At 61.0% G+C, this 21,998-nt stretch carries 17 protein-coding genes; all 17 read right to left on the bottom strand.

What is annotated here, in order from left to right:
* Nucleotides 1-2: 2 nt before the first annotated feature.
* The 17 genes from PSH76_RS00805 to PSH76_RS00725 all read right to left on the bottom strand — a co-directional run bounded on the left by PSH76_RS00805 (nt 3) and on the right by PSH76_RS00725 (nt 21,942).
* Complete coding sequence (locus tag PSH76_RS00805; RefSeq protein WP_305493448.1) at nt 3-1,724, bottom strand: ShlB/FhaC/HecB family hemolysin secretion/activation protein; 1,722 nt, start codon at nt 1,722-1,724, stop codon at nt 3-5.
* Between the two features lie 455 nt (nt 1,725-2,179).
* The gene (gene pgaD, locus PSH76_RS00800; protein WP_034125431.1) at nt 2,180-2,656 is read right to left on the bottom strand and encodes a poly-beta-1,6-N-acetyl-D-glucosamine biosynthesis protein PgaD; all 477 of its coding nucleotides are present in this window, start codon (nt 2,654-2,656) and stop codon (nt 2,180-2,182) included.
* Nucleotides 2,657-2,658: 2 nt separating this feature from the next.
* A complete protein-coding gene (gene pgaC / locus PSH76_RS00795; RefSeq protein ID WP_305493447.1) occupies nt 2,659-3,999 on the bottom strand; it encodes a poly-beta-1,6-N-acetyl-D-glucosamine synthase in 1,341 nt (446 codons plus the stop codon).
* A 2-nt stretch (nt 4,000-4,001) separates the two neighbouring features.
* Nucleotides 4,002-5,999 (bottom strand): poly-beta-1,6-N-acetyl-D-glucosamine N-deacetylase PgaB, encoded by a 1,998-nt coding sequence (gene pgaB, locus PSH76_RS00790; protein WP_305493446.1) that lies wholly within the window; start codon nt 5,997-5,999, stop codon nt 4,002-4,004.
* Nucleotides 6,000-6,011: 12 nt separating this feature from the next.
* Nucleotides 6,012-8,492: a poly-beta-1,6 N-acetyl-D-glucosamine export porin PgaA gene (pgaA, locus tag PSH76_RS00785; protein ID WP_032894222.1), complete on the bottom strand. Its 2,481-nt coding sequence runs from the start codon at nt 8,490-8,492 to the stop codon at nt 6,012-6,014.
* A 336-nt stretch (nt 8,493-8,828) separates the two neighbouring features.
* Nucleotides 8,829-10,325, bottom strand: coding sequence for a YdgA family protein (locus tag PSH76_RS00780; RefSeq protein WP_047712291.1), 1,497 nt, complete (start codon nt 10,323-10,325; stop codon nt 8,829-8,831).
* A gap of 252 nt (nt 10,326-10,577) precedes the next feature.
* Complete coding sequence (locus tag PSH76_RS00775) at nt 10,578-11,210, bottom strand: hypothetical protein (protein ID WP_019819550.1); 633 nt, start codon at nt 11,208-11,210, stop codon at nt 10,578-10,580.
* A gap of 81 nt (nt 11,211-11,291) precedes the next feature.
* The gene (locus tag PSH76_RS00770; protein WP_032894227.1) at nt 11,292-12,734 is read right to left on the bottom strand and encodes an efflux transporter outer membrane subunit; all 1,443 of its coding nucleotides are present in this window, start codon (nt 12,732-12,734) and stop codon (nt 11,292-11,294) included.
* Nucleotides 12,731-13,621 (bottom strand): HlyD family secretion protein, encoded by an 891-nt coding sequence (locus tag PSH76_RS00765; protein ID WP_032894228.1) that lies wholly within the window; start codon nt 13,619-13,621, stop codon nt 12,731-12,733. Before PSH76_RS00765 ends, PSH76_RS00770 begins: the two co-directional genes overlap by 4 nt.
* Nucleotides 13,618-13,827, bottom strand: coding sequence for a DUF1656 domain-containing protein (locus PSH76_RS00760; protein ID WP_003187469.1), 210 nt, complete (start codon nt 13,825-13,827; stop codon nt 13,618-13,620). Before PSH76_RS00760 ends, PSH76_RS00765 begins: the two co-directional genes overlap by 4 nt.
* Nucleotides 13,824-15,902 carry an FUSC family protein gene (locus PSH76_RS00755; RefSeq protein WP_032894229.1) on the bottom strand — a complete coding sequence of 693 codons (2,079 nt, stop codon included), beginning with the start codon at nt 15,900-15,902 and terminating at the stop codon, nt 13,824-13,826. Before PSH76_RS00755 ends, PSH76_RS00760 begins: the two co-directional genes overlap by 4 nt.
* Nucleotides 15,899-16,318: a MarR family winged helix-turn-helix transcriptional regulator gene (locus PSH76_RS00750; RefSeq protein WP_305493445.1), complete on the bottom strand. Its 420-nt coding sequence runs from the start codon at nt 16,316-16,318 to the stop codon at nt 15,899-15,901. The genes PSH76_RS00755 and PSH76_RS00750 overlap by 4 nt, the downstream gene beginning before the upstream one ends.
* Before the next feature lie 161 nt (nt 16,319-16,479).
* Nucleotides 16,480-17,781 carry an IS4 family transposase gene (locus PSH76_RS00745; RefSeq protein ID WP_305494429.1) on the bottom strand — a complete coding sequence of 434 codons (1,302 nt, stop codon included), beginning with the start codon at nt 17,779-17,781 and terminating at the stop codon, nt 16,480-16,482.
* Between the two features lie 259 nt (nt 17,782-18,040).
* Nucleotides 18,041-18,457 carry a hypothetical protein gene (locus tag PSH76_RS00740; RefSeq protein ID WP_138761807.1) on the bottom strand — a complete coding sequence of 139 codons (417 nt, stop codon included), beginning with the start codon at nt 18,455-18,457 and terminating at the stop codon, nt 18,041-18,043.
* A 52-nt stretch (nt 18,458-18,509) separates the two neighbouring features.
* On the bottom strand, nt 18,510-19,982 hold the full coding sequence (locus PSH76_RS00735) for a Fic family protein (protein WP_305493444.1): 1,473 nt from the start codon (nt 19,980-19,982) through the stop codon (nt 18,510-18,512).
* Nucleotides 19,983-20,083: 101 nt separating this feature from the next.
* Entirely contained in the window at nt 20,084-20,329 is a 246-nt protein-coding gene (locus PSH76_RS00730) for a DUF2789 domain-containing protein (protein WP_032894235.1), read from the bottom strand.
* A 32-nt stretch (nt 20,330-20,361) separates the two neighbouring features.
* On the bottom strand, nt 20,362-21,942 hold the full coding sequence (locus PSH76_RS00725; protein ID WP_305493443.1) for a glycosyltransferase family 39 protein: 1,581 nt from the start codon (nt 21,940-21,942) through the stop codon (nt 20,362-20,364).
* Nucleotides 21,943-21,998: the final 56 nt, after the last annotated feature.

The following is a 21,998-nucleotide window of genomic DNA, read 5'->3' as shown; positions in this document are numbered from 1 at the left end:
AATTACAGGAAAAAATCCATGCGGAAGTAGATCGGCGCTTCGCGCTCGGTCACCACACCGGGTCTTTCTAACGAATGGGCAAAGGTCACGCTGGTGCTGACGTGTTTGCCACGGGCGAACAGCTCCAGGGAGTTGCTGGACACCCGGCCATGCACGTTGCCGTTGTAGCGGTCGTTGCGGATCACGCCCTGGTCGTAGCCGACACTGGCGCCGTACTCGGCGAAGGCCGGGCGCATCCAGTCGAGGGTCACCGGGCGCGCCCAGCGCACTTCGTTGCGCCAGTAGCCGCCGCTGTCGCCGGTCAGCAATTGGTCCTTGAAACCGCGCACCGAGGCCGAGCCGCCAAGGCTCATGCGCTGCGGCGAAAACAGCGGGTCTTCGCTGCGTTGGCCGGTGGCCAAACTGCTGAAGCTGAACGACTCGCCCCACAGGCTGAAGGGTTGCAGGTAGCTGACGGTGGCGGTGTATTTGCGGTAGCGCGAGTTCGGCTGGCGACGGCCTGCTGGGTCACGCTCGTCTTGGGCCTGGGCGTCGAGCAGGCCGATGCCGCTTTGCATGCCCAGGTCCAGGTTGACGAAGGCACTGCCGATGCGCCGACCGTGGTTGACGCCCAGTTGCAGTTCGCTGAGGCGGTTGCTGCTGGGCGCGGTGCGCACGTCGAGGATGTAGTTGTTGGTGCGCAGGTGCGCCAGGCCGACGTTGACCGAGGTTTTGCTGACGTCATCGCGGTGGATCACCCGCTCGGCGCGCAGTTGGTGGTTCTGGTTGTCGCCGTCCTGCTTGTATTTGAAGCCGTCGGTCACGCCGTAGGTGCGGTAGTCGCTCTCGCTGTAGGTGTAGCTGAAGTTCCACCAGCCCCAGGGCAGGTTGTAGTAGAGCATGGTGTTTTTCGAGGTTTTCTGGTGGTCGCTGATGGCGTCGTGGCCGCCGCGCAGCATCAGTTGGTCGCCCAGGCCGAGTGGGCTGTCCCACTCCAGGCCCGCGCCCCATTGCTGTTCGCCGGTGCTTTTCTGCCCGTCGTTATTGCGCGAGAGGCTGGCGCGCCAGGGCTTTTGCGCGGTGTTCTTGACCACCACGTCGCTGCCGCCCACTTGCTGGCCGGGGGTGAGTTCCATCTGCGCCTGTTTGGATGGCAGGCGGTTGAGCTGGTCCACCAGTTGCTCGATTTCACGCAGGTTCAGCGCTTCACCGACCTTGCCAGGAAAGGCCATGGCCAGCTCGCGATCGGTCACCGTGCTGCCTTCGGCGCTGCGCAGGGCTTCGAGCTTGCCTTCCACCACCAACACTTGCAGATGACCGGTGGAGAGGTCTTGCTGTGGCAGGTAGGCACGGCTGGTAACGCGGCCTTTGCCCAAGTAGTAGTCGGTGATGACCTTGAGCAGCTCGTTGAGCTGGGACACCCCCAGGCATTGGCCGATATAGGGCTTGAGCAGGCGCTCGCGGTCGGGCGCCGGCAGGCTGTCAGCGCCTTTGAGTTCGATGGTTTTGATGGGGAAGCAACGGGTGTCAGCCGGGGTTGCCGGGGCTTGAGGCTTGTCCGCTTTGCCGGGCAGGTCCTGAAGCTCCTGGAGGCGCCGCTGCTGCTCTTCGAGCAGGCGGTTCTGCCGGTCGCGGATCAAGTCCTGATCGCCAGGCGTGGGGGCGGCGGATGCACTGTTCAGGCCCATGCAAGTGAGCAGGAAAGTGCAGAGCAGTAACCGGGTCCATGGCAATAACGAAGACATGTTCGATCCATCGAAAATCAAGGGCCGCGAAACTAACATCGAACTTCCAGCTCGCCTAGAAACGGGCGACGTGGGGCCGCTCGACTGATTAGTTTTCTAACCTGTTGATTATTAATAATAATTTTTCATCAAAAGAGTTTAAGTCGGGCACTTACGGTGATTATTCCGACAAGCGGCAACTGTTTTGATGGCGATTCGACGAATGACTTTCCGACTGCCATTACTTAGCCATCAGGTGTTCGTCGAGTTAGGTTAGTACCAGAGAAGGGGGAAAAGTTCGCGGGGGTTTTGTGAATTGGATCCCATTTATCGGAATTGCAACGCGTGCGTTGAACCCAGTGGGGAGCACCCGCGCCATTTTGTAGGAGCGAGCTCGCTCGCGAAAAACTCACAGGCGCCGTGTTTAATCAGGATGCCCGCGTTATCGTTGGCGTTTTTCGCGAGCAAGCTCGCTCCTACATAATGCCCTTGTCTTTGTCGGGCACCAGGGTCAGGCCGGGGCGTTCGACGTCGCGGGAGACGTGGGATTTCACTTCTTCGACGCCGCCCTCTTCATCGTTGTGGATGACCAGCACGCCAGGGCGGCGCAGTTGTTCGAGGTCGCCATCGCCCAGGTTGAAACTTTCACTCAGGTGCTGGTCGCTCAGTGCATTGGCTTCGGCGCGGCGCTGGGCGAATTTGCGCCCGCGATGCTGCTGATAGCGCGCCCAACTGATCAGGATCACCGCATTGAACAGCGCGATCCACAGGTAAACCTGCAAGGTGTTGAGCGCAGCAAAGATCGGCGCCTCGATGCGTGGGCCGCCGTGGGTTTCAAGCATGGCGCTGATGCCTCGCGCCAGCAACCAAATCAACCCACCCCAGGCCAGCAGGGTCAGCAGCACATCGACGATCCACATCAGTGTGTTTTGGCGAGTTCTGACCAGTTTCATGCTCACGCCTCCTCTTGTGCAGGTTTGATACCGCGGTCCGGGCTGACCCAGCGTGCGCGTTTCTGATGCTGGTTGAACAACACCTTGGGAAAGCTGACCAGAGTAGTGAGCAGGCTCACCAACCAGAACACCATCGGGTACCACACGGTCCAGAACAGGGTTTTCCACAGGTCTTTTTCGTAGCGCCGGTCGATCAGAATGCTCACCGCAAACTGCAGCAGGCACACCATCGCCAGCACCAGGCCGGTGAACGCGGGCGGCACCAACGAGCTCACGGTGATCGCCGCCGGCAGCGTGACGAATTTACCCACGGCCCAGAAGATCACCGACAGCAGAAAGGTGAAGGCCCAACCGGTGGACAGGCAGTATTCGAACAACAGCGGCCACAGGTAGCGGTGGCGCCATTGCCAAATGCCACGGATGTTCTTGAACAGCACTTCGGCGCCGCCCTGGGCCCAACGCAGGCGTTGCTTCCACAGGCCGCCGACGGTTTCGGGCATGAGGATCCAGCACAGCGCGCGCGGCTCATAGAAGATCGCCCAGTGATCGAGTTGCAGCTTCCAACTGACATCGATGTCCTCGGTGATCATGTCGGTGCTCCAGTAGTCGATGCGGTCCAGGGCTTTCTTGCGGAACGCCACCACCACACCGGAGACCGTGAAGATCCGGCCGAACACCCGCTGGGTACGCTTGATCAAACCGATGATCGAGGAGAACTCGCCCACCTGCACCCGGCCGATCAGGGTCGAGCGGGTACGAATGCGCGGGTTGCCGGTGACGGCCCCCAGGCGCGGGTTGTCGAGCATCGGCGCGACCATGTAGGCCGCCGCGTTTTTATCCAGCAAAGCATCGCCGTCGATGCACACCAGGTATTCGCTGCGGGCAGCCACGGCGCCCATGCGCAGGGCCACGGCCTTGCCCTGGTTCTGCGCCAGGTGCAGCACGCGCAAGCGCGGGTGTTGCAACGCCAGGGCATCGAGTACTGCGGCGGTGTTGTCGCTGGAGCCATCGTTGACGGCGATCACTTCGATGTTCGGGTACACCTGGCCGAGGGCCGCATCAATGGTGTCGGCGACGTTATCGCCCTCGTTGTAGCAAGGGATGATGATCGAGATCAGCGGCTCGCCGACCAGGGTCGGCGCCGGCGTGTCTTCTTCCCAGGGCCAGTGGCGTTCCCAGTGCAGCCAGAAATACAGGCCACCGGCGATCCACAGCGCCGACATGAACAACGGGTAGAAGAACACGAAGTCCATCAAAAACTGCCCGGTCACCAGGAAGATCAGGCCCAGGGGCAAGCCCAGTACCAGTGCCAACACGAATAGAGCCAGGATTCTGTCAACCATGATCAAGGGTTCCATTGGTTGGAGAGGGCCGGACGGATAGTCTTCAAGTCCGGGGAGTTTTCCAGGAAGTTGTCCGGGTAGTAGCCGAAACTGGTGACGCCCTGGCGTTTGAGTACACCCATCCACTCTGCCAATTGCTCAGCGCTGATATCCGGTGCGGCCTGGGTGCGCCAATCTTTGGCTTGCAATTCGAAGATGGTTTTTTGCATCGCGCCGGGGCGCGCCTTAACCGTGGCGATGAGTTTTTCCAGCCAGGCGTTGGAGGTTTTCACTTCCTGGCCTTCCATCAACGGCATCGCCATCGGCGCGGTCCAGTCGTAGGCCTGGAGGAAGTCATCGAGGTTCTGCGCGAACCAGGTTTCGCTGCCTGGGTTGAGCATGGGCTCGGCGAAAATATTGCGCGCGGTCAGCACCTGCGGGCCACGGATGGCGCGGACCTTGGCGGTGAGCTCATGGGTAAAGTCGATCAGGTAGCGGCTTTTGAAACGGGCCCAGCGCTGCATCACGGCAGGGTCGGCCCGCAGGGCGGCGATGCTGTCCGGCAAGCCTTGGGCGGCGTAGGCCTTGAGCGCGGCGGGGCTGGCGTCTTCAAAGTCGTTGAACACCGCATCATCGTGGTAAAGGATGCCGTCAATCGGCCCTACACGCGCCAGGTCTTGGTAGATCTCACCGATGATCTGCCGCACCTTGGGATCAAACGGCGACAGGCGCTTGTATTGATCCGGGTCGGGGCCGATCTGGCCGGTTTTCGGGTCCCAGCGGGTGACACGCGGCAGCTTGGGGTCCAGGGCGAAACTCAGCACCGGCATCCAGGCGTACACACTGGCATGGGCGCGGGTGTGCAACTGCCAGGCGACCCGGTTGAACAGGTCGGCCCGCATCGGCAGGTGGCGGTTGGGGAAGTACAGCGAATGCACCAGGCCGTCGCCCTTGGGGTCGGCGAAGGCTTGCAGGAACACGGTACCGGCGCCCATGTCCACCACGCGCTGAACCAACACGTCGAGGTTGCGCGCCTGTTGGGCCGGGTCGGGGTCGTATACGTTGTCCAGGTCTACGTGCAGCACGCGCATCGGCGCCTTGGCCTGCACAGCCACCATGCTGTTGGCAAAATGCTCGCCGTCCGGGTCGGAGGCCACCAAAAAGCGTGGGCTGTTCATCAGGTTGCCGAGGTCGTCGAGCCCATCCTCCAGGGTCAATGCCATTTCATAGCCGTGCTCGCCCACCACCGCCAACGAGGTGCCATCGGCCGCCCCGTACGGCCACACCCATACTCGCGGCGCCTTGCCGGTGACGGTACGAATTTTGTTGGAAATCGCCGCGACGTCAGCCCGCATACGTGCCTGGAACTGCGCTTCGCTTTCGTAGCCGTTGGTCTTGGGGTCAAAGCTTCGCGTGGTGGCGGCCGGTTCCAGGTTGCCCTGGGGGTTGGCGAGGATGCCCTTGTGGTTGGCATCGGTGTGGGCGGCAATCTCCACCAGGCCCGACTGGGACACTTCGCGAATCTGCTGCCACGTCAGGAATTCTCCGCGTGGTCGTGGCGTACCGGCAAAATCCACTGGTTGGTTCAGCGGCGTGTCGATCCAGGAGCCCACCGGAGCCAACAGAGCCGGCCAGTGATAAGCACGCAGAATCGGCATCACGCGGGTGTAGAAGCTGGAGTAACCGTCATCGAAGCTGAGCATCACCGCCTTGGGTGGCAATGCCGGGCCGCCGCGCCGGGCCGCCAGAATCTGATCGACGCTGACCGCCTGGTAGCCATTCTCCCGCAGCCACGCCAGCTGCTCGATCAAACGCTCGGTGCGCACCGCCACCACGGCTTGATCGGGGTCCCGATCTTCCACGTCGTGATAGGCAATGCCCAAAAAGTGGTTCTTCGGCCACGGCGCTTCGTTGGGCGCTATCGGCCGTTCGGCGGGTGGGGTGTAGGGCGCGGGTTGTTGGGCGCAGGCGGCGGCCAGCATTACACCCAGGACCAACAAGCAACGGCTGAGGACGGTCATGGTCAGGCTCTTTTAGAAACGGTAAGTGAGGTCGACGAGCAGGCGCAGATCGCGTTCGCGATCACCGTCATAAGGTCGGCTGATCAGGCTGAGGTTGGCGCCCATTTCCAGTACGTCGTTCCAGCGATAGCGTTGGCCGTAGCCAATCAGGCCGATACCGCCGGTGGAATAGTCACGCTGACTGTAGGTACCCGCGCCGATTTGGAACTGCTGACTCCACTGGGTTTCGTAGCGGTGATAGAGCACGTGATTGACGTTGATCATGGGCAACACCGTGAAGTCCGACTTCGGGTTGAAGTACACGGTGTCTTCCTTGCTGTTGCGGCTGGCACCCACTTCCAGGCCCAGGTCCACTTGCACATGGGGCGAGCTGTAGAGGCCTTCGCGGCCGGTGAGCAAGGCTTCGAAGCGGTCGTTGCCATCGCTGAAATGGGACGGGCTGAGGGTCAGCTTCCACTCGCGGCTTTCGTTGGCACGCCAGCGGATAAAACCGCTGCCGCCGTTGGCTGTGACGCCGTCATTCAAGGCTCGCAACGGGGTGGTGCTGAGCAAATAGCCGAGGCTGCCGCCGTATTGCCAGTGGTCATTGATGTCGCGGGCAATCGACACGCTGGCGCCTTGCTTGGAACCGTCGCCATAGGAGTGGTTGGACACTTCGGCTTCGATGGTCATGTCACGGGTGCGACGCTCCACGCCCACACGCTGCCAGCGATGTTGGCCGGTGCCTTCCTGGAAGTCGGCGGTGGCATAGCCGGCGCCAGCGAACAGGCGCCAGTCTTCGTCGATGGGTGGCGTGTAGATCACGCTTTCGATGCCCCAGTCTCGGCTGCCGGAGACGGCGCCGGCGTCGTTGTTATTGCCGCCACCGTAGCTTTTGCCGGTGTAGGCCTCGACACGCAACTCGGCCATGTCGTGCACATCGCGCAGGCGGCTCAAGCGTTGCACCTGACGGTTGTCGGGGTTGCGGGCGAGCACGTCGTCGGTGAGCGTGTCCATCTGCCGCCATTCTTGCAAGTCCATGGCGGTATAGGCTTGGGAGACTTCCAGGCCGATGTCGCGGGGGGCCTGGGTTTCGGTTTCCTTGAGCGTGCCTTCGGCGCGGCGCGGCCAGTCGCGGGCGCGGTACATGTCGGCCTGGGCCAGGCGCAGGCCCACGTTGCCCGGCGCCTTGGCCACCAGCGCTTCCAGGCTGGCTTCGCTGCCGGGCAGGTCACCGCCATAGGTACCGGCCTGGGCAGATAATTGTTGGGCGTCCATCCAGTTGTCATTGGGGTTGCCAATGGGCAAGCCCTTGAGTTCGACGCGGGGGTTTTGCTCCTTGGCCAGGTTGTTGGCGACCTGGCGAGCCTCGTCGACCTTGTCGCTTTCCAACAAGGCGTAGAACAGCGCCGTGCTGTCATCGACCCGATAGCTGGCGTCGGTGTCGGGGGCGGTGAGTACCTGGCGGTACAGCGGCTCGGCTTTTTCCGGCTGGCGCTGTTCCAGGTAAGAGCCTGCGACCCAACGCAAGGCGTAGGTGGGCAGTTGCACACCTTCGCTGGTGAGGGTTTGGTAATCGCGGATCACCTCGGCATGCCGTGCTCGCGCCTTGAGCGCGCCCAGGCGGTCGATGCGCCAGCGAACGACATCGTCCTTGGCTGTGGCGTCCGGTGCCCAGCGGCTGATCAGTTTGTCGTAGTCCTGCAGAGCACGGTCAGCGATGACGTAGCGTTCCTTTTCACTGCGCGTGGCGAACTCGGCCATGCGCACACGCTCGGCGGCAAGGTCACCTTCGAGGCGGCGCTGGGTAACGGCGTCCACCAACCCCGGGCGCTTGGCTGAGAGGCGCAGTGCCGGCTCCGGCAGGCGGGCCTTTTGCAGGGCGACGATGTATTCGCGGGCCACTTCGGGTTTATCACCGGCGCGGATAAAGGCTTGGTCGAACTCGAACAGCGCGTCGTAGTTCAGGCCAGCGCGTGTCAGCGCATACCCCAGGGCCATGCGGCGGTTGGGGTCATTGGGTTGGGCCGCCACTAGCGTGCGCAGGCGTTGCACCGCCTCGTTGGCTTTGCCGCCATCGGCCTGGGTGAGGGCCTGGCCCAGTTGCAGGTCGACGTTATTGGGTTCACGCAGCAACGCCTGGCGATAGACCGCTTCGGCCTGAGCCCACTGCTTTTGATTGCGATAAGTGCGCGCCACCGTGGCGAGTGCCTGGGTGGTGAGGTTGCGATGCTTGCCTTGCGCTTCGTACACCTTGAGCACTTCTGCGTCTTGCCCGGCCCAGCCGGCGATCACCAGGTGGTCACTGACCTGGCCTGGGGTCTGGCGTTCGGCGGAGAGTTGGCGCAGTTGGGTCAGCGCTGGCGTGAAGTGGCCGTTGCGGGCCTGGATGATCAGGGCGTCGTAGGCTGGGTCGGCAAACGCAAGGCCTGGGACCAGCAATTGGCTGCACAGGGCGGCCCCGATAAGCAGACGCAACCGGCCGGAGGCACTGTAGGGGTGGTTTCGCAGCATATCGTGAGCTTCCTTACACACGGAAAGCCTTAACGATAGGTGATCCTGAGCGAAACGCATCAGGGTGTCGGCGTCTCGTGACCCGACCTAGCTTTCCTGGATGCACTATCACCGAGCGCGGTTCAGAAAAGCTCAAATCAGAACAATTGTTCAGAATTGTGCGAGCGCGGTGTTTTGCCCCTCACAAAAAACAAATGTGGCAGCAAGATTTGGGTGGGAGCCGGGCTTGCCCGCGATGCAGGCACCTCGGTTATTCAGCCAGACCGAGGCGATGCTATCGCAGGCAAGCCAGCTCCCACACAAGCCCGCTCCCACATTTTTTACTGCATTTCAGGTTTATTGGGCGCCGCTGACCGCACCGGCTTTGGACATCACGAAGCTGAGGAACTGCTCAACGGTCATCTTCTGGCCGTTGAAGGTCACTTCGTTGTTGGCGTAGTGCAGCTTGGAAACCACGTCGGTACCCACCAGGGTCGCCATTTGGGTGCCAACCGCCATGCTGCTGACCATCTCGGCCGCCATCTGCGATTGCTGTTCGATGGCTTGCGGGTCGGTCACGCCGCCCACCTGGGCTTGCAGGGCCGCCACGTCGCTGATCATCGGCTTGGACAGGGTGAGGTTGGCATCCAGCAGCGAGACCATTTGCTTGCCCAGTTCAACCGGCGGCAGTTCCATGGACGTTGGCTTGGTCAGGTCCACCACCAGGTTGAACTTGCTTTCGCCACGGGTGGTTTTGAGCGACAGGTTTTCGACCGCCAGTTGCGGCTTGGCGGCCAGCACTTGGTTGACGTTGGCTTCGGCCAGGGCTTGCTCGGCTTCGGTCATTTGCAGCTCCGGCACCGGTTGACCGGCAGCGGCGGCGGCTTGCACCGGTTGCATTTTGTCCTGGTAGAGCTTGGTCAGCACCAGCATCGCCGGGATGTCGACGTTCTTCATGCTCACGGCCATGGCGGCCGAACCGACTGCTTTGCCCTGGTAGCCGATCTCGTCAATCTTGTAGTCGACGCGGCCAGCCAGGTTGTTGTCCTTGGTCTCGCTGGAGTCTTTCTGCTCGAAACCCTTGAGGGTCAGCACGGCTTTCTGCGGGCCGAAGGTGACCTTGGTGTCGGTCAGTTCCACGGTGTTCTGGCCGGTGTAGAAACCGAAGGTGGTTTTTTCCAGGTTGCTGGCCACGGTCAAGCCGGCCAGTTCCGCTTCGAACGGTGCGCCTTCGGCGTCCACTGCGGCGACCTTGAGGCTGTTCATGAAGCCTTCGGCCTTGACCTTCTGGCCTTCGGCGCTGCTGTCGAAGTTGAGGTTGGCGCCGGAGAAGCTCACAGAGGAGGTGGCCTCTTTGAATTCCAGGGGCAGCAATTCGATGTTGCCGCTGACCGAACGGCTATAGCCGATATTCGCCACGCCTTTGAGGGGCGATACGTCTTTGCTGGCGGCAAACCATTTTTCGGTGGTGGGGTTCTTTTCCAGTTCGTAGTGACTGGTGGCCATGACCGGCAACCACTTGAGGGTCACCAGGCGCGAGAACGGCAGCGGGCCGTGTTCGATATGGTCGACGAACAGCAATTCAGGGTTCGGGTTATCTTCGCCGAACACGCTGCCTTGGCCTTTGAGGCGATAGTGCGCGGTGCTGCTGAACACGCCACGATCCAGGGACACCAGCTCCAGGGTCACGCTGCCATCGACGCCGGCCATGGAGGTCTGCAGTTCTTTATTGGCGCTCTGGATAGCGGTTTGCAGGACCGGCTCCAGTTGTTTACCGGTGTACCAGGCACCGCCCGCACTGACGGCGCCGACGGCGACAACAAAACCCAAGAAAACAACGGCTGGCTTATTCATGAAGTGACCTGATCAAATCCTGTGAGAAGTGGGCTGTCTTCCTTGAACCCTATAGGGGTTCCTGTAGGAGCGAGCGTGCTCGCGAAGACCGCAGGGGCACCGCGTTCATCCAGGATGCACGCGTTATCGTTGGCGTCTTTCGCGAGCAAGCTCGCTCCTACAGTCGTGGCCCGAGAGGCCAAAGGCTGGGGAAGATTAGCACTGGCGGGCGTAAACGGCCCAGCCTTTCAGAGGGATCAGTTCAGCAGGAGTTCAGGAGTACTCTTGTTCGACTTCATCCAATTGGTGATCAAAACTCTTCAAGCGCGCGGTCCAGGTGTACACCAACACCTCGAACTCGCGGTGTATCACGGCATTGCCCGGCGTGTCGGCCTTGGGGTCGCAAAAATCCAGCTGGTAGCGCTCGCGGGCCATTTGCGTGGCCACGTCGGACAATTCCCGCGCGTTATCCAGCCAATGCCTACCGTCGGCAACCTGCCGATCCAGCAGCACGCATTGTTTTTTCAGGACTTCGAGGCTTTTTTCCAGCGGCGTGCCGGTGAGGTCGCCCATGACTTCCTGGAACGTGCGCCCCGGCTGCCAGTAACTGCCCCAGAAATAGCGGTCGAACACGGTTTCGACGCGGCGCAGGGCGACCTTGGTGTCCCAGATCGCCACGCGGGTCTTGCCCTGTTCGAGGAGTTTTTTCTTCACCCGCTGGTTTTGATACGACGCCCAGGCCACCACGCCGATGGATAAGGTGCCGATCACCAGGCAGGCGCTGTCGAGGAACACCATGGCCTTGTCGAGTTGATGGGCGAGCATGACGCCATAAAAATACGCGGCCGATAACAACACCAGTGCAAAGAGCACGCACCAGAAAGCGGGAGCATAAGGGTTTTTCATTCTTGGAATCCCCATGAGCAAACGCGAGCTTTGTCGGGCGAGGCGTCAGCGGGCCTCACCCAAGAAAGCATAGCAATCACCTCACGGTTTGCCGGGTTTTTCCCCTTGCGTTCGTCCGCTTTCCCAACCGCCGCCCAGGGCCAGGAACAGGTCGATCTGGCTCATGGCAACCTGGGTGTTGGCGGCCGCCAATTGCGCACGCATGTCGGTGTAGGTGCGGGTGGCCTGCAGGTCGGCCAGGAACGATTCGCGGCCGGCCTGGAAGAAGCGGTGGGTCTGGCCTGCCGCTTCTCGGGCTGACTGTTCGGCGTCGGCCAGGGCGTCGCGGCGTTGCAACACGGCGGTGTATTGGGCCAGGCCGGTCTGGGTTTCGCGGATGGCGTTGAGCACCACGCCGTCGAAGTGCGCCAGGGCGCCCTGAGTTGCCGCTTCGGCTTCATGCACCCGGGCGCGGGCGCCGTTGGTTGGCACGGTCCAGCTGATCATTGGGCCAAAGCCCCAGCGGTTGGTGGCAGGCGTGCCGAGGTTTTCCAATAAGCCGACGGTGCCGACCGTGGCGCCGATGCTGATATCCGGGTACAACGCGCCGGTCGCTACGCCGATACGCGCCGTGGCGGCGGCCAGTTGGCGTTCGGCCTGGCGTACATCCGGGCGGCGCTTGAGCAGCGTGGCGCCGTCGCCCACCGGCAGCAGTTGGGCGATATGCGGCAGCTCGGCGCAGGTGCCGGTGCCGGCGGGCAGTTGGTCGACCGGTTTGGCCAGCAACATCGACAGCCGGAACAGCGCCGCCTGACGCGAAGCTTCATAGCGCGGTATGTCGGCGCGCAGGGATTTGTATTGGGTTTGCGAGCGAGTCACCTGGGTCTCATCGCCACGCCCGGCATCGCGCAGGCGCTGGGTCAGTTTGGTGCTCTGGGCTTGCAGGTCGAGGGATTCGTTGGCAATCGCCAGTTCTTCGTTGGCCGCGCACACCTGGGTGTAGGAACGCACCACATCGGCCACCAGCGTAATGCGGGCGATATCCGCCGCGGCCTGGGTGGCGTCGGCGCTGGCCTGGGCGCTTTCGATGCCGCGCTGCAGGGTGCCGAACAGGTCGAATTGATAAGACGTGGTAATCCCGACGCTACCGATATTGCCCACCGGGACTTTGTCCGGCAGCAGGAAGGCCTCGCCAGACTCTTGCAAACGCTGGGCCTCGGCCTTGACGCCGGCACTCCAGCCGCCAGCGGATTCGGCCTGCTGCACCTGATAACGCGAGCGCTGCAGGTTGGCGGCGGCCACGCGCAGGTCGGTGTTGGAAGCCATGGCCTGGCGCACCAGTTCGTCCAGGCGCGGGTCTTTGTACAGCTTCCACCAATCGGCCGGCACCGGTGCCGAGACGACGTTGCTGCCCTCGCCCATGATCGGCCCTTGCAGGTCGCCACGGTTGACGGCGGCCTGTTCCGGCAGTTTGTAATCGGGCCCCACCACTTGGCAGGCCGACAGCAACAACCCCAGGGAAGCGGTTGCCAGAAGCCGCTTCATGGTTTGTCCCCGTCTTTAACCTTGTCGTCGATGATCGACACTGTCGCCGTACGCCCGGCGATCATGCGAAAGTCCGCCGGCACGTCATCAAAGGCAATCCGCACCGGGATTCGCTGGGCCAGGCGCACCCAGCTGAACGCCGGGTTGACGTTGGGCAACAGGTTGGAGCCGCTGCTGCGGTCGCGGTCTTCAATACCGGCAACGATGCTCTGCACGTGACCATGCAGGCGCGCGTTGTCGCCGATCACCCGGATGTCCACGCCCATGCCGACGTGGATGCCGTCGAGCTTGGTCTCTTCGAAGTAACCGTCGATATGGAACGAGTTGCTGTCCACCACCGACAGCACCGGGCGCCCGGCGGTGACGAATTCCTGGGTACGCGGTGCGCGGTCGTTGACGTAGCCGTCCACAGGGCTGCGGATCACCGAGCGGTCGAGGTTGAGTTGGGCGGAGTCCACCGTCACCTGCGCTTCGGCCAGGGCCGATTGGGCGCGGGCGACGCGGGACTGGCTTTCTTCCAATTGCTCGCTGGGTACCAGGTTGCCCAGGCCACGGTTACGCTTGTACTCGCGCTGGGCCTGGGCCAGGGTTTCCTGGCGGTCGGCCACGGCGGCCTGGGCTTGGCGCAGGGCCAGCTTGAAGCGGTCCTGGTCAACGGCGAAGAGCACCTGGCCCTTGGTCACCAACTGGTTGTCGCGCACGTCCACGCGCTGGATCAGCCCGGACACGTCCGGGGCGATCTGCACGATGTCGGCACGGATGTGGCCGTCACGGGTCCAGGGCGCAAACATGTAATACATGACCATGCGCCACACAACGACGACCGCGAAACTCACGACCAACAACGTCAGGACGACACGGCCGATAGTCAAAAAAGGTTTTTTCATGTCATCAAATATCGACTGAGTGAGTCCACAGCGCCCAGCAACAGCGCGTAGAGCCCCACATTGAACAATGCCCGGTGCCAGACCAGGCGATAGAAGTGCATGCGCGTCAACAACCCGTGCACCACCAGAAACAACACATAAGTAATGCCCATCAGCACCAGCAGCGTGGGCAGGAACACCCCGCTGATATCCAGGTCACCGATCATAAAGGCGCTCCATCAGGTAACGGCGCTTGCATCTCTGTACCGCCAATGAACTCCACACCGGGCAACAGCGCCAGGCGCAGGCCGGCCAAGGCGTGCAGCAGATGCAGGCGCGTGTCGTCTTCGTCTTGCAGCCCCTGGCCGTTGAGGGCACGGCGCGTGCGGTCCAGGGTCATCAGCAGACCGCTGGGCGCGGGCAAGCGTTCACCCGCCTTGAGGCACGCCTTGAAGTAACCGCCCACGCCTTCCACCACCTGGTTGAGCAACACCCGTGGCACACCGAGGATGCGTGGCGAGTAGGCCAGCAGGTCGAGCAGGTTCAGCGCCACGCGCAGGTCGCGCAGGGCGATGCCGGTGTCCTGGCCGGTGAGGGCCAGGCGCGGCAGGTGTTGCATCAGGCGGTCGAGCATTTGGGCAGCCATGTGCCGGTGCTCGGCCAGGGTGGCGGGCTCGGTGAGGCTGACGATGTCGCGCCAGCTGAAACGGGTGAGGCGCTTGGCTGCCAGCTCTGCCCCGAAGGGCCGGGCGATCAACGTCCACACAAAGGCGAACAGCAGGCCCACGGGCCCGGCCAGGTTGACGTTGGCGAAGTTGAGAAAGTCGGCGTCATAGGCGCCCTGGATGCTGATGAAGGATGACGTGTTCACCAACGTCAGCAACATGCCCAGGTAAAAGCGTGGCTGCACGGTAAGGGTGCCGATGCAGATAAACGGCACGGCGAAGGCCAGCACCAGCATGGGGAAGTCATGCAGGTTGGGCAGCACCAGAAACAGATACAGGCTGGCGAACAGCACCGACATGGCGGTCCAGAAAAAGAACCGGTAGATCTGCGGCGCCGGGTCGTCCATCGAGGCGAAGAAGCTGCACGCCACGGCGGCGAGGATGACGGCGCTGCCGCCGTCGGTCCAGCCCAGCAGAATCCACAGCACCGAGGCGACGATGATTGCGCTCACGGTGGAAAACGCCGAGTAGAACATCAGCCCACGGTCGAGGAACGGCGTGAGTCGGCCCAGGCGCCAGTGGCGGTAGACAGCGCGCCAGGTGTCCTGGCTTTCGCATTGGATGGCGGCTTGCAGGCTGCGGCAGTCTTGCCACAGGTCGACCCATTCGCCCAGGCGGTACAGGGCGTTGGAGAACAGCAAGGTGTGGCGGTCATCCAGCGCTTCGCCTTGGGGTTGGGCGGCGTCGATCTTGTCGCGCAGCACGCGCCAGCGATCCAAGGGCGCGGCTTCGGTGGTGTTTTGCAGCCAGGCATTGGCCTCTTCCAACAGCGGCGTGAGCTGATCAAGAAACTCTGGCGCACGGTGCTCAATGGCGTACACCGCATCATCCAATGCGTCGATCACCGGCAGCAGGTGAATCATGCGCCCGCGCAGTTCCTTGGTGTTGCGTACCGTCTGCGGGCGCGCGCCTTCGTGGGGCAGTTGGCCGATCATCAATTCGAGGGTGTTGAAAGTGGCGACCATGCCGCCGCGCAGGTTGCTGACTTCTTCCGGGTCGACCTTGCGGCTGAGAAAGCGCTGGCTGTAGACCTGCGCGTCGCTGAACCACTTGGCCACCGAGCCATCGAACACCGGCATCAGGCGCCGAGGCCAGAACATCGCGCCCACCACCGCCGCGACCGCGATGCCGAGGAAGATTTCTTCGGTACGCGCCTCCGCCACATCCCAGACCGCCAAGGGGTTATCCACCACCGGCAGGGCAATCAGCGGCAAGGTGTAGCCGGCCAGCATCAGGGCGTAGTTATTCGCGGTGCGCAGGTGCATGGACAAGAACAGCAAAGTGCCGGTCCACAGCGCAATCACCACCACCAGAATGTAGGGTGACTGCACGAACATCGGCACAAACAGCACCGCCGCCGCCGCGCCCATCAAGGTGCCGATGGCGCGGTACAGGGCTTTGGAACTGGTAGGGCCGACAAACGGGCTGGAGACGATATACACCGTGGCCATCGCCCAGTACGGACGCGGCATTTGCATGAGCATGGCGATGTACAGCGCGATCATCGACGCAGCGAAGGTACGCACCCCATAGAACCAGTCGCGGGCAGGCGGGAAGCCGGTAAAAAATCCGTTCAAGGCAACACAGCCTCGGCCGCTTCGAAGGCGCGCAATACACGCAGTGCCGCTTGCAGATCGTCGGGGGCGATATCCGCCAATACGTCCTTGCGCAGGCGCACCAGTTGCGCCTCCACCGCCTGCACCAGCTCACGGCCACGCTCGGTAAGGCTCAGGGCCTTGGCGCGGCGGTCGTGGATGTCTTCGGTGCGGCAGACGTAACCGTCACCGCACAGCCGGTCGAGCAGGCGCACCAGTGATGGGCTTTCCATACCGGAAGCCTGGGCTACTTTGACTTGGTGTACCCCGTCGCCCAAGCGGCCGATCATCAACAACGGCACGGCGCAGGCTTCGGAGATGCCATAGCTGACCAGCGTGGTCTGGCAGATTTTGCGCCAATTACGGGCGCCCACCACCATGCTGCTGCTGAGGCTCATCTGGAGTTGTTCGAGGGATTGAGGCACTGGATAGTTCGCATACAGTTAGTTTGCTAACTATCAATATGGTGGAGGAAGGGTTTGCCGTCAAGTTTTGAAACAATTTCGCAGATGAGTGGTGGGATGTGGCTTGAGTAAAGCGGGTTTTAGGGTCAGCCCTTTCAAGGTCTTTTCGTTTTGGCAGCCTTGATTACCCTGTCCGTTGAAACATGCGCATTCACCGCCTTGCCTTGCACCCATGTCTTGGGTTTAGGCACCTTGGGGCCGCGGGGACTTTTCGCAACTTGTTTGGGTTGGATGTTTCTGGCCAGCTCCAACAAACGCTGGGCCAACTTTTCCACAGGGATGGCGGGAAGATATTCCGAGGGCAGTGCAATCTGCATTCCCTCATAACCACTCCTGACCTGGACCGCCAAGTGATAGATCGAGGCTTCCCAGCCATCAGGCTGGGTCTCCCGATGGGCTTGCTCCACGCTTCGCTTGAGTACGGCCATGACGTTGTAGGCCAACACTGCCGTAGTGAACCCGAGCAAGGCGGCCTTTGGGCTGCCGAGAGTTTCGATTTCACTTTCCAGGATCGCTTCCAGTCGCTGGAACATACCTTCAATGCTCCAGCGGCGGCGATAGAGTTGCGCGATCTGCTCAGCGCTGACGCTTTCAGGCAGGTTGCTCCAGAACATCAAGCTGCTGTCACCCGAGTCTGTTGGCGAATGAAGCGTCAGTTCGACGCGCCGACATTGGTAACCGCCTCTGATCTGGATGATCTGCTCACGCACAGAGCCTGTTTCCACAGGCACGGGTTCTTGCCACTCACCCTCTTGAATCAGGCGTGGATGTTTGGCTTGCTGGCGAATGACAAAGGACGTCTGGACCTGCTCACAAGCTTCCATTACCGGAAGCGTGCAGTAGAGTCGGTCAGCCAGCCACACCTGGCCCGGTTCAGCATTAGCCAACAGAGGCAACACGCAAACACGCTCGCTGGCGTAGGCATCCTCACATGCCTGAAGGTCGATGACCTGATCGAGATCAGGATCGTAGACCACTACCGAAAAACCGGGACGAGCCGCACCTCGCTCCTGGCGTAAAGCCCCCAGACGCTTCTCAGTGGATGCCAGGTGATTGCCGTCTACCACGCGAACCTGCCAGTCCGGCAGCATCGTCGTGCAGCCCAGTTCTTTGATGGTTGGAGTCAGTCGTTGCGCACTACCGGTGACCAGAGCGCGCAATAGCGCGGGTTCTGTACGACTGATTTTGTCGTAAAGCGCCGCCAAGCTGACAGGGAGATCTTCCAGTTGCCGCGCAGCGGCGTGCAGGGATGGCTTCAAGCCCAATGAAACAAGGGACATCAGCTTGATTATGGTCGAGAACAGTAGTTCACGAGAATACTGCCGTTGCCGATGTTCTTCGAAGACCTGATCGACCCACTCAGGTGCAATAGCTTGTTCCAGCGCCAATTTGGCCATGACGCTGGCGGGTGCTTTTTTCTCGAAACGCGCTAGAACATCGGCCCACATCGTTTGGGATCCCTGAATGAAATTTCAGGGGATTTTACCGAAGACCTTGAAAGGGATGGGTTTTAGGGTAGGCATCAGCAAAGCGCTGATATTCGCCATACGACAAACAAAATGTGGGAGCTGGCTTGCCTGCGAAAGCGGTGGTTCAGTTGAATATTCAGTGACTGACACGCCGCCTTCGCGGGCAAGCCCGCACATTAGGTCAGCGTCAGCATTTTTTGCTCCATCGCCAAACGCTCCAGACTTTTAAAATCTCCGACGCACCGATCAATCCAGCCATTGCCAGGACGTTGTACTGCGGCAAAACTCGAGCGCCAATCAACAGGAGCGAAACGGAGGGGATAACGAGCACAAGTCGTAAGGGGGTTTGAAAAAAGACAAGCCACACGACTGATTTTTTCTGAAGAAAAAACATGGCGCAGGATGCAAAAATTGAGGCCTGTAAAACCAACGCCCCCACAAACATAACTATTTGCACATCACCGTGCGCTCGCAAAACATTTGAAGCGCTTATCACATCACTTAGATACGGAATTCTATTGTTTAAAAAACTATTGGACGCATACCAAATGAGATAAATCGCATCCATCGCTCCCCAAAACAGCCAAATTCTGCGACGGCTCATTTTGCACCCTCTTTTTTTTCATACGCCTCATCTGGTGTGACTGGATGACCTCTTACTCGCCCATCAACCTCAGGCTTTCGTCCTCAATAAACCCAAACACCTCCTCCGCCACGCTGTACTGAAACTGCTTACGCCGATGCTTGGAAAGCTTCCCACCGTTATCCAGGCACATCATCACCAGCTTCGACAGATCGCTGCCGCGCACGTCGTAGCGTTGGTTCACCGCTTTGATCACACGGTCGTAGCGGTCGAGGAATTGGGTTTCTTCGCGCAGTTCCACTTCCAGTGCGCGGCGGGCCATTTGCAGGGTGAATTCGATGCAACGGGTCGCATCCCAGTAGCGATAGATCGAAGGGTGGCCGATGAAGTCGAACGCCATGTGGTCGGCGTCCAGCCAGGTGACGTTCCAGAATTCCCGAGTCGGCTGGGAGAAGGTCTTGAGTGCCTCCAGATAGGCTTGTTCCTCGTGCTTCATGGCGACGGAGACCGGTAGCAGCAAACCATTTTCCAGTGCGCCGTAGTGGCAGAGCGTCTGGTGAATCAGGAAGCGAGACAGGCGCCCATTACCGTCCATGAACGGGTGCAGAAATACGAAACCGAAAGCGGTGACCGCGGCCGCCACCAAAGGATCGACGTCTCGCACGGGCTGGTTGGCGAAGGCCATCAGCTCTTCCATCAATTCCTGGCAAAGCGCGGGGGCTGGCGGTACGTAGCTCACACCGGCTGCGCCACGCAGCCCGTTGTGCAGATGGTTCTGTTCGTGGCGAAAGGCAACGGCTTTGTCGAAGGGGTTGGAGACGGTGCTGTTTTGCAGCTCGACCAAGTAGTCCTCGGTGAGCAAACGGCCTTCGTGGGCCTGGCGCAGGAGTTGAACGAAGCGGCGGGATTTTTCTTCGCTGGGTTGTTCTTTTTCGATGGCAAATGAATCACGGGTTTCGTGCAGGTACGCCCATTGGATGGCGCGATCCATCATTTCGGGTGGGAGGGTGGCCATGAAGGATTTGGCGCGAGCCAATACATCAAGCGCCAACAACGCTTCCAGCTCAGGCGTTCGCTCAACGGTGGCGCAATAATGCAAAGAGCCCAAACCGTTGAAATCCACTCGCCAACGACTGTTGCGAATGCTCGGGCCGGTGACATAGCGCTGGGGATCGAACAAGGGAACCACGCGACCACGAACAGGAAGGGTGTGATCCAGCATTTTCCCGGTAAAGCCTTCCCACAGAAAACAGGCTTTTCGGATAAATGCACCGTTGGGCGAGTCGGCCAGCGCCTCCAAAAACGGTTCTGGGCCAAGCTGTTCAAACACCTGGGCAAGTATCGCCAGGTTCACGCCTTCATGCTTAAGCGCAAACAGCACATGCTCAAACAGTGCATGTTGGGCAGGCGCCACCGAATGGGGCACCGCCAGACAGTCACCAATGAGGGTAATCCTGGTCACCGGCTTGATCATCGCGGCCCGCGACGGTGCGATAAGCTTTAGATCCAGCGCCTCACACAGATGAGCGTATCCGACTGTTGGCATGGCGAGCTTTTCCAGAAAAAATTCACTTAAGCGATTAAAGCCCAGTTTTTTTTACCGCTCACCATTTTTTTTTACATACTCGCATTTCTTTGCATATTTTTTTACACCCCTCGCCCACCCCGCAACATCAGATTCAACTCATCCACCACCACCGCCCAATCCGCATCCTCCAGAATCTCTTCACGCAAAAATGCCTTCTGGGCGTCGCTCCAAAAAAACGCATCCGCCAGTTTCAACTCCGGCTTGAGCGGCGAATGAGAGGCGACAAATTGCTCAATACTGACCGGGTCATCCGCTAGGCCAAGCTGTTTGAACAAAGCCGGCAAGCTGTGCAGTGGCGATTCCATGAAAGGCTCCTCATCAGTAGGTTCAAGTGAGTCTAGCGGCAGCCTTCGGGTTGCGGCGCCGGTGCGTTGCATAGCACGAACAGCCGCGCCCTGGCGCCACCGCCGTCCTGGCGACTGAGTTCGCGCCAGCCGTTGGGCAGTGGCGCGAATTCATCCGGGGCTTCGTTGCTGCTGATCAACCATACCCGCCGCGTTTGAGCTGGCAGTGCTGAGAGGCGGTCCAGATAGATGCGGCCACCGTCCTGGTCCACCAGTGTGCCGAAGCCATAAGCATTCGGGCGGGTCGCGGTGCCGTCGGGTTTGGGCGGCGTGAAGAGCTGCAGTTGGGCGTCGGTCTGGTCGTAATACACGTAGCTGAGGTACCACAGCATGTCGCTGAGGATGATGCGGTCGCCTTCCTGGTAGTTGCGATTGACGAACTCCACGGGCACGTTGAACTGGTCGTGTTCATCCACCTCGAAATTGTTCTTCAACCCCAGCAGTTCTACGCCAACAAACAGCGCGAACAGCGCCACGCCCAGCCAGGACAAACGGGACGGCAAACGGTCGATCGCAAGCGCCAGGACAATCGGCAGGCCCAACGCATACACCGTGAGGTAGCGCTCGATAAACACCGGTGAGATAAAGGAAACGCCATAGACCAACAGCAGCGGCAGCAAGCAAAACAGTGCCGGCAGGCGCGCCGCGTGGTTGCGCCAGGCCGTGAGCACAACCACCACGGTCAGCAGCAGAGGGAAGAGCCAGAACAGCGGCGGCCACAGGCCGAGACCGTCATCCTGCAGCAGGAACTGCCAGACCATCGACGGCAGGGACAGCAGGTTGACCGGCTCTTCCCAACCAATGTCGCCGCCGACTTTGAGCTGTTCGACGTGCTGCACCAAATCCAGCAGGCTGGGCAGCCAGGGCAGATACAACAACACTATCGCCACGTTGGCCGCCCACCAGGCAGGCCGCGTAATCAAACGGTGGCCGGGCCTCTGCATTGCCAGATAAGCCCAATGCACCAGCACGCACAGCGCCGTGAAGTAATGCGTGTAAAAACCGGCACTCATCAACAGCACATAGACGGCCAGGTAACGTGTGCGCTCGGGTTGGCGCACCCAGTACACCAGCGCCAGCGTGGCGCCCAGCAGCCAAACGCCCAGCAGCGAATACATGCGCACTTCCTGGCTGTAGCGCACCGCCGTAGGCAGTAGAGCCAGCAGGATCCCCGCCAGCACGGCTGCGCGTCGGGTGGACAGTTGCCGTGTCAGCCAGATGCCCAGGCCCACGACGGCCACGCCGGGGATCGCACTCAGGCTGCGTATCGAGCCGATGCTGTCGCCGAACACCTCGATCCAACCGCGCAGCAGCAAGAAATACAGCGGCGGGTGTACATCATGGGCTGCGTGGAACCACAGGTCGGCCAGGGCGTATTCGCTGAGCAACAGGCTTGAGCCTTCGTCGCCCCAGATCGCCGCCGCGGTGAGGTGGTAAAACCGCAGGGCCATGGCCAGCGCCAGGATCGGCACCCACCACAGGCGGCTGAGCCAGCCGGCACCTTCCCAGCTCAAGCGATGAATGGCAGGCAATGCCCCGACTTTTTCGTGTTGCTCTACCACAGACCGACGCATATCGACTCCGCTACTACTGCCCTCTTGCAGGACAAACACTGCGCATGCGCAAACAC

It is taken from the genome of Pseudomonas sp. FP215, from assembly GCF_030687795.1.
GTDB lineage: Bacteria > Pseudomonadota > Gammaproteobacteria > Pseudomonadales > Pseudomonadaceae > Aquipseudomonas > Aquipseudomonas salmasensis.
This window is presented reverse-complemented; position numbering and strand designations above follow the sequence as displayed.